This window comes from Candidatus Thermoplasmatota archaeon (assembly GCA_034660695.1).
Taxonomy (GTDB): domain Archaea; phylum Thermoplasmatota; class E2; order UBA202; family DSCA01; genus JAYEJS01.
On record JAYEJS010000088.1, the window covers coordinates 1 to 7,684 of the forward strand.

The 7,684-nt window shown below is 36.2% G+C and carries 11 protein-coding genes; 8 read left to right on the forward strand and 3 right to left on the reverse strand.

Going from position 1 to position 7,684, the window contains the following annotated elements:
- Positions 1 to 12: 12 nt before the first annotated feature.
- Positions 13 to 1,011, reverse strand: coding sequence for a glycosyltransferase (locus tag U9O96_04515; GenBank protein ID MEA2054363.1), 999 nt, complete (start codon positions 1,009 to 1,011; stop codon positions 13 to 15).
- 209 nt (positions 1,012 to 1,220) lie between these two features.
- Here U9O96_04515 and U9O96_04520 point away from each other — a divergent pair, with 209 nt between their 5' ends.
- The 3 genes from U9O96_04520 to U9O96_04530 are packed head-to-tail and all read left to right on the forward strand — an operon-like array spanning position 1,221 to position 3,906.
- Positions 1,221 to 1,847 (forward strand): acyltransferase, encoded by a 627-nt coding sequence (locus U9O96_04520; GenBank protein MEA2054364.1) that lies wholly within the window; start codon positions 1,221 to 1,223, stop codon positions 1,845 to 1,847.
- A complete protein-coding gene (locus tag U9O96_04525; protein MEA2054365.1) occupies positions 1,844 to 2,935 on the forward strand; it encodes a DegT/DnrJ/EryC1/StrS family aminotransferase in 1,092 nt (363 codons plus the stop codon). Before U9O96_04520 ends, U9O96_04525 begins: the two co-directional genes overlap by 4 nt.
- Complete coding sequence (locus U9O96_04530; protein MEA2054366.1) at positions 2,932 to 3,906, forward strand: Gfo/Idh/MocA family oxidoreductase; 975 nt, start codon at positions 2,932 to 2,934, stop codon at positions 3,904 to 3,906. The genes U9O96_04525 and U9O96_04530 overlap by 4 nt, the downstream gene beginning before the upstream one ends.
- Before the next feature lie 50 nt (positions 3,907 to 3,956).
- Here U9O96_04530 and U9O96_04535 read toward each other — a convergent pair whose 3' ends face one another.
- Positions 3,957 to 4,697: a nucleotidyl transferase AbiEii/AbiGii toxin family protein gene (locus U9O96_04535; GenBank protein MEA2054367.1), complete on the reverse strand. Its 741-nt coding sequence runs from the start codon at positions 4,695 to 4,697 to the stop codon at positions 3,957 to 3,959.
- Positions 4,694 to 5,482 carry a type IV toxin-antitoxin system AbiEi family antitoxin gene (locus U9O96_04540; GenBank protein MEA2054368.1) on the reverse strand — a complete coding sequence of 263 codons (789 nt, stop codon included), beginning with the start codon at positions 5,480 to 5,482 and terminating at the stop codon, positions 4,694 to 4,696. Before U9O96_04540 ends, U9O96_04535 begins: the two co-directional genes overlap by 4 nt.
- A gap of 161 nt (positions 5,483 to 5,643) precedes the next feature.
- Between U9O96_04540 and U9O96_04545 the strand changes: the two genes are divergently transcribed.
- From U9O96_04545 to U9O96_04565, 5 genes are all read left to right on the forward strand, one after another.
- On the forward strand, positions 5,644 to 5,934 hold the full coding sequence (locus U9O96_04545) for a DUF4258 domain-containing protein (protein MEA2054369.1): 291 nt from the start codon (positions 5,644 to 5,646) through the stop codon (positions 5,932 to 5,934).
- Between the two features lie 7 nt (positions 5,935 to 5,941).
- The gene (locus tag U9O96_04550; protein ID MEA2054370.1) at positions 5,942 to 6,205 is read left to right on the forward strand and encodes a type II toxin-antitoxin system MqsA family antitoxin; all 264 of its coding nucleotides are present in this window, start codon (positions 5,942 to 5,944) and stop codon (positions 6,203 to 6,205) included.
- Positions 6,206 to 6,289: 84 nt separating this feature from the next.
- Positions 6,290 to 6,748, forward strand: a complete 459-nt coding sequence (locus U9O96_04555; protein MEA2054371.1) for a nucleotidyltransferase family protein — start codon at positions 6,290 to 6,292, stop codon at positions 6,746 to 6,748.
- A complete protein-coding gene (locus U9O96_04560; GenBank protein ID MEA2054372.1) occupies positions 6,745 to 7,092 on the forward strand; it encodes a DUF86 domain-containing protein in 348 nt (115 codons plus the stop codon). The genes U9O96_04555 and U9O96_04560 overlap by 4 nt, the downstream gene beginning before the upstream one ends.
- 126 nt (positions 7,093 to 7,218) lie before the next feature.
- Positions 7,219 to 7,684 (forward strand): hypothetical protein (locus U9O96_04565; GenBank protein MEA2054373.1); only part of this gene is annotated, 466 nt, incomplete at its 3' end.

Genomic DNA, 7,684 nt, shown 5'->3' on the forward strand with positions numbered 1-7,684 from the left:
TCCATATAAAAATCACTGCTTGCTATAAAAAAGCCCCCTAATAAATCCTAATCCATAAGAAACTTTAATTAAAAGATAAAAAAATACGCTGCTAATTATGATAAATGGATTTTTTGATATTTTTGCAGTACTTATAAAGCACAATACTAAATATATAAGAATGAGAAATAAAATAAAAGCAGTAGTGACTACATCTATCAACCACAATATGCCCAGCACTAAAGAACCTATGACAAAAAGGGATGGGAAAAGATGGAATATCCTCAAAGCACCTCTATATTTCTTAGCCATTTTAGTCCTTGCAATACCATACTTATATAACTGTTTAAAAAGATCTTTTATTGTATCTCTTTTGTAATGGTAAACAAATGTTTCAGGCGTATACAGAATTTTATAACCTGCTTTTTTCACCCTTATATCAAACTCTGCGTCCTGTCCACACCAGAAATTTGGATCAAATTTTCCAATTTCTTCAAATATTTTTTTTCTATAACATGTAAATGCCATATGTTCAACAAATTTTTCTTTATTAAAAACGGTATTTTGCATAAAAAGGCCCGAGCCAGCCATAAATCCCAAAAAGGCAACACCTGAAACCTTTCCTATAAAATTTTGGTTATCTGGAGAAATATTGGAGCACCCGATACCCACTACATTCTCTGGTTGAGAAGCTAATTTTAAGGCAAGTACCTTAAGAAGATTCTTTGGTGCAATAACATGGCCAGAAAAATCCATCAGCATCTCCTCTGTGGCATGTTCTATACATATATTTCTGCCAACTGCTGTATTACCGGTTGAATTATCAAAAATTTTTATGTTATCATACTTCTTGGCATAGTCCTCCAGGATCTCCCTTGTTCTATCGCTGGAGTTCCCTTCAGCGAACAGGATCTCTACCTTTTCTTCAGGATAATCTAACGAGAGCAGGGACTGTAAACAATCTTCAATGAATTTCTCCTCATTTCTTACCGGGATGATAAACGACACTTTTGGGTAATTTTCTTGATTCACAACGAAGAGTATAGATTTACTGTATTTGTAAATTACGGTGGTACAATATAAAACGCTGTAGGAGTGGGTAATACAGGTTTATGCGGTAGAAGTATGATGTATCACATTTTTTCATATGCAACAACAAAACCATCAACAAGATAATTTCCATACTTTACACCGTATGTTTTACGGGGGAATCTTTTAATATGTTCGGGTATTTTCCAATCATGAGGGACATGACCATCGGGAAAGATGCGATAGTGGGAGAACATGTGTTGCTGGGGGTACAGCCTAAAAAACCTACGGGAAAACTTGTTATTGGAAATAATGCTGTAATACGTTCCCATACGGTCATTTACGCTGGCAATACTGTCGGCAATAATTTCCAGACAGGTCATGGAACTCTTATACGGGAAAACAACCGTATTGGCAATAATGTAAGTGTGGGCTCTCATACCGTCATAGAAAGAGACAATATCATTGAGGATAACGTGCGTATTCATACCGGCTGTTTCATCCCAGAATTTGTGATCATAAAAAAGAAGGCATGGCTTGGTCCCGGAGTTACGATATTGAATGTTCTTCACCCTCCTTGCCCAAAATTTGAGGAATGCGCAAAAAGCGTTGTGATAGAGGAAAATGCAAAGATAGGAGGAAATGTGACCATCCTTCCAAGAGTCACCATAGGGAAAAATGCGTTAATCGGTGCTGGTTCAGTAGTGACAGAAGATATCCCTCCAGACAGTGTGGCTGTGGGGAACCCTGCAAGGGTGACCAAAAACATTAAAGATTTGGATTGCATTCTGGGTTACTACGATACACCCTATGAGTGGGAAAAAGAGGCGAATAAATGAAAGTGAATATGGCTGAAATGTTTGTTGATGACGAAATAAAAGATACTGCAATAAGGGTATTAGAAAGCAAAAAATACGTTAAGGGGCAGGAAGCCAAGACATTCGAACAAGAATTTGCAGCGTTTTGCAATGCCAAATATGGCGTAGCAACTAACTCTGGCACATCTGCCTTGCATGTAGCCATGTTAACTGTTGGAATAAAAAGAGGAGATGAGGTTATCGTTCCCTCGCACACATTTGTGGCAACTGTTTCGCCACTTCTCCACATTGGTGCCAAACCCGTTTTTACTGAGATAAACAAGGAAACATATACAACCGATCCCGATGAGATACAGAAAAAAATAACCAACAAGACAAAAGCCATCGTCCCCGTCCATTTATACGGCCATCCCTGCGATATGGATACCATTAATGAGCTTGCTGAGGAGCATGATCTCAAAATTATAGAAGATGCCTGCCAGGCACATGGCGCCGAGTATAAAGGCAAAAGAGTCGGGAGTATTGGTGATATGGCCTGTTTCAGTTTCTTTCCGTCGAAAAACATGACAGTGGCGGGTGACGGCGGCATGATTGTAACCAATGACGAGGAGTATGCAATAAAGGCCCGAGCACTGGTGAACCAAGGGAGGGTAGAGGGAAGAAAATATGAACATGACTTTGCCGGGTTTAATTACAGAATGAGTGAGTTGTTAGCTGCAATTGGAAGGGTTCAACTCAAACATTTGCCGGAATGGATTGAGAAAAGAAGAAACGCTGCAAGAATGTATAATGAATTCCTGGAAGGAGAAAATGTTATATTGCCTGTGGAAAAAGAATGGGCAAAACATGTTTATCATTTGTATGTCATAAGGCATGAGAGAAGGGATGAATTGAGGGAATTTTTGAAGGAAAGAAGCATTGCTGCCGGTGTTCATTATCCTATGCCGGTTCATCTGCAACCATCTGTCAGGGATTTTACTGATACTGTTTCACTACCATTCACTGAAAAGGTGGCTCAGGAAGTACTCTCCATTCCAATGCACCCAGAGATGAGCCTAGAGGACGTACGTTATGTGGCAGATGCTATCAACGAGTGGTGTAAAACATGAAGCTAGCGGTTATAGGAACTGGATATTGGGGCAAAAACCATGTGAGGGCACTTAAAGAAATGCTGGATGAGGGAAAAATAGAAGAACTCTACGTTTGCGATATCGATGAGAAAAGAGCAGAGGAGATGGCATCAAGTTTTGGTATTCCATATTCTCTAGATTATAAAGAGCTGATTCATTCTAGCATTGATGGAGTTGTGATTGCTACACCATCAGATACACATTATGAACTTGCAAAAGAATTTTTGGAAGCTGGAAAAGACGTTTTGGTGGAAAAGCCGATGACACTGGATTCAAAAGATGCAGATGAATTAATAAAAATCGCAGAAAAAAATGATAGAATACTTTCGGTTGGGCATATATTCAGGTATCATTCCGCCGTTAATGAAATAAGGAATAAAATAACAAGAGGGGATTTTGGAGAGATATATTACATGATGAGCAATAGATACTCTTTAGGATATCCTCGCCAGGATATGGGCGTACTATTTGCTTTGGGGATACATGAAGTGGATCTTTTTTGCTATTTATTAAATAAGGAATACCCGGAAGAGATTTTTGCAACCCTGGGAAATTATATTGGAAAAACAGAAGAAATTGCACAGATAATAACATATTTTGAGAATAATGTAAAAGGATACGCATTTGAAAGTTGGCTCTCGCCCAATGGAAAAAGGAGGGAATTAGTTGTAGTTGGAAGCAAAATGAGCGCATTTGTTGATTATCTGAAACCAAACGAAATAAAAATATTTGATGTTGTTATCTCTCCTCAGGGAATATCGAATGAAGGTTTTTATGTAATTCCTATAGAATATAAAGAACCACTAAAAGAAGAACTAAAGGATTTCATAAATTGCATAAAGACAAGGAAGCAGCCAATAGCAGATATGCATACGGGAAAGAGAGCAGTTGAAATGATAGAAAAAGCAATAACCTCAGCAAAAGAAGGAAAAAAGATAAAGTTTGAATAAATGCGGAGCATTGATGGCTCTGATGAGGAGAAGATGGTGAAACATGACCATTACAATACCTTCAATCCTTCTTCAACCTCTTTTATTACCTGACTGAAAGGAATTACTCTGCCTGTAAGCTTTTCCAAGTCTCTTTTATATTCACTCTCAGAAGGAAGGTTGCTCCATTTTGCTTTCGATGAAGCCTTTCTCCTAAACAGTTCTCTGTCTAATTTCACCCCTTTCTTTAGCAGAAACCATACGTCATACAGGTCTCTACCCTTTCCTCTTTCCATCAGTGAAATCACCTTCTCTACCATCATTTCCTCCTCATTCATTACCTTTACCAGAAAGTATTCTTTTGTTTCTGGGTATTCGGAGGCAATAAGTTTCCACTCTGGATCATTTATTACACCTATCCTTCTTCCGGCATCTATCCTTATCTTGTTTCTCGTTTGTTTTATTCCCTTGTACAAAGGACCGTGAAAACCCACTTCACAGGTATAAGATTCCTTAAATTTTTCCTCTTTTATAAGATAGGTTTCCATTCCCATAGAACTTATTTCCTTTAGAGTTTTCTCCACCTGTTTCTGAAATTTTTCTGGGGAGATGTTTATATTAAAATCCAGGTCTTCACTGAAACGTTCCAACCCAAACAGGTATTTTATACATGTTCCACCTTTAAATATCGCACTATCAAAATTTTTAAAGTAGTTGTATAGAAAGAGCTTCAGCATGTAATCCTTTTCTTGCTGGTAGAGTAATAGTCCTGTTTCTCTTGCAATTTCTCTTAGCAGTTTAACAGATATCATATTATCTCCTCCACTCTGATTTTATGGTTAACTATAACATTCCATTTTTTATTGTATTCCCTACTTTTTCCTTTCTTTGGGTTAAGGTTGACAAAACTTTTTGATTTATGTCGCTGCAATCTTTCTATTTGTTTTACTTCCAGGTTCAGATTTTCAATCAGGAAGCCTGCTCTTGAAATAACGGATTTATTGTTAAACCTTACCAGATAGTCGACAAACCTCTTTTTGTTCAAATGTTTCCATGAGTTCCTTAAACATTTTGCAAATTCGTTTAATCCGCCGCATTTATCCAGTCGGTATAGCGAATCAACCAGTACTTTTTCCGGTTCTGCAATTACAAATCCTTCCATCTTTTTATATCCGTAAAATCTTTTTGGCTGGAATGCTGTGATTTCTATCCTGAAAGAATCAATATTAACCTTACCAGTCTGTTTTGTGGATACAAGCTGTACCGTCTTCAACTGTTGCTCTGTAAAACCATAGAAAGACAAGGCACTCCAGAAACTGATATAGGAAGGTTTTATAACTTCTGTCGATATTTTAAAAAGATTTTCATTCAAATCCTTAGCTATTGCATAGCTGTTTCTCTTTATTCTTTTTATCAATCCTTTTTTTTCCAGTGAGAAGAGTGTGTTGTATACCCTGCTTTTATTCCAGTTGCTTAAATGCATTACTTCCTCAACCCCAAAAACTACCAAGCCGATTTTCTCAATTAATGACAGCGTATAGTATTCATTTGCAGACACGCCTTTATAATTATTATGGGGTTGTTTTGGTTTTTCCATGATAACGCCATATTATTTGTATTTATAAAACTTTCCGAGATATTGAAAGAAAAACAACATCATAGACAAACTTTTATATGGTTTTCTTTATTTCAACACGGTAAATAAATGAGAATTTCATATAGCTACGGGGTGATGGTCGCATTGATGAGGAGAAAGATATGGTGAGAACAGAGCCTGCTATCGAACATATAAAAAAATTCATAGAGGAAAATAATTTTATTATTTCCAATCATGCAAGAGTTAGAATGTTTCAAAGAAACATTTCAACAGATAATATCAAGGAGGCTATAATGAACGGAAAAATAATAGAGAAATATCCAGACGATACTCCATGCCCATCAGCTTTAATACAGGGGTCCCTCAAAAATATTCCTTACCATATTGTAGTGGCAGAATGTGAAGACCACGTGAGAATAGTAACGGTTTATATACCAGAAAAAGATAGATGAATGAAATATGGAAAGAAGGTGGAAGATGATTCCAGATAGATGCAGCTTTTGTAAAGGGAAATTGCGAAAAGGAAAAACGGAGTTTGTGGCAAAAGTAGGGGATGAAATAATCACCGTCAAGGATGTACCTGCTTATGTTTGTGAGAATTGTGGAGAGGCCTATTTCACCCCGGAGATCTCAAGAAAAATCGATGAAATCATGAAAGACTTCCACAAAGGGAAGTTGTTGGCTCATCCGATTGCAGCGGGAGAAGTGGAGATGAAAGTTTGAGTTGCTTGGGTACAAAATCCAACTTCTATGAATGGAGAGCAATTGTTGCATTAATAAGGAAAAGTATACGGTGAAATTCGTTGGATGAAACTGTTATTTGTAAAAACGGAGAAAATAAATAGTAATATTTGTATTACTAATGTTATGATTCGCACCAGTATAACTTTAAAGGAATATCAAAAAGAATGGATAGAGAGAAAAGCCGTAAATCTTTCAAAATGGGTTCAGCACAGATTAAATGAGGAAATGAAGAAAGAAAGCATATCTATTGAAGAAATAAAAGAGAAGGCTATCCCAGTTTTGAAACAATACAATGTTAAGCATGCATCTTTATTTGGCTCAGTTGTAAGAGGAGAAATTAGAGAAGATAGCGATATAGACATTTTAATAGAAATGCCTAAAGGGAGAAACATTTTGGAATTAGGATCGTTACAACAGGATTTAGAAAAAGCTTTGGGGAGAAAGATAGATATTGTTGAATATGAAAGAATTCACCCTCTCTTGAAAAAGAGGATTTTAAAAGAGCAAATCGTGATAGTGTGAAGGAAATAAAAATCTATCTTAACAATATTTCAGAAAATATAGATCAGATAGAAAACGATGTGGAAGGAATGTTAAAAGAAGAATTCCTGAAAGATAAAAAGACGCAAAGGTCCGTTTTATGGGGACTTGCAATCATAGGGGAAGCAATAAAGAATATTCCAAGTAAAATGAAAGAAAAATATCCAGAAATAAACTGGAAAGGCGTGATTGGGATGAGAAACATAATTATCTACAGATACTCAACGATAAGGATGGAAGATATATGGTATTTAGTAAAAAATAAATTGCCTGAACTAAAGCAAGTTATTTCAGAACTATTAAAAGAGCGAGAACCTTCAGAATAAGGCAAAAATCATCGTTTTTAAATACGAAAGGCAATTCAATGACAAGATGAAAAATCTGTTTTGTCGGAAAGAACATGAATCTCATTTAGAAAAATATATATACATAACACCCCAATAGGGTATAATATGAATAAAAATATCTATCTCAACAGACAGGAACAGATGATATTCAACCTTCTATCTTCTATTGATATAATATCCATAGGTGGAATAAAAGATTTGTTTCCAAATTTAAAACCTCATCAAATAAACAAAATTTGCTCCCATCTCTCTTCAAAAGGTTATCTTTACCGGCTGAAAAAGGGAGTCTATTTAATTCAAGAAAGACCATCGGATATTCCATTAATAAAAAATCCGTATAGAGTTGCATTGGCATTGTTTAAGGGTTATATAGGTTTTTCTTCTGCCCTCAGAGTTTACGATCTTTTGGATTATGAGCCATTTACCATATTTGTTGTAACTCCAAACAAATCTAGAGAAAAAATGGCTGGAGAATATATATTTAAATCGGTGGCAATGGATGAAAAGACGGTAGGGATGATATATCACAAAGGCATCTATGTCTCTTCTTTACCAAAAACCTTTTTTGATT

Excerpts from the sequence above, each read along its gene's own strand:
- U9O96_04520 (MEA2054364.1), top strand. The coding sequence starts at position 1,221 with ATGAGGGACATGACCATCGGGAAAGATGCGATAGTGGGAGAACATGTG.
- U9O96_04525 (MEA2054365.1), top strand. The coding sequence starts at position 1,844 with ATGAAAGTGAATATGGCTGAAATGTTTGTTGATGACGAAATAAAAGAT.
- U9O96_04530 (MEA2054366.1), top strand. The coding sequence starts at position 2,932 with ATGAAGCTAGCGGTTATAGGAACTGGATATTGGGGCAAAAACCATGTG.
- U9O96_04535 (MEA2054367.1), bottom strand. The coding sequence starts at position 4,697 with ATGATATCTGTTAAACTGCTAAGAGAAATTGCAAGAGAAACAGGACTA.
- U9O96_04540 (MEA2054368.1), bottom strand. The coding sequence starts at position 5,482 with ATGGAAAAACCAAAACAACCCCATAATAATTATAAAGGCGTGTCTGCA.
- U9O96_04545 (MEA2054369.1), top strand. The coding sequence starts at position 5,644 with ATGGTGAGAACAGAGCCTGCTATCGAACATATAAAAAAATTCATAGAG.
- U9O96_04550 (MEA2054370.1), top strand. The coding sequence starts at position 5,942 with ATGGAAAGAAGGTGGAAGATGATTCCAGATAGATGCAGCTTTTGTAAA.
- U9O96_04555 (MEA2054371.1), top strand. The coding sequence starts at position 6,290 with ATGAAACTGTTATTTGTAAAAACGGAGAAAATAAATAGTAATATTTGT.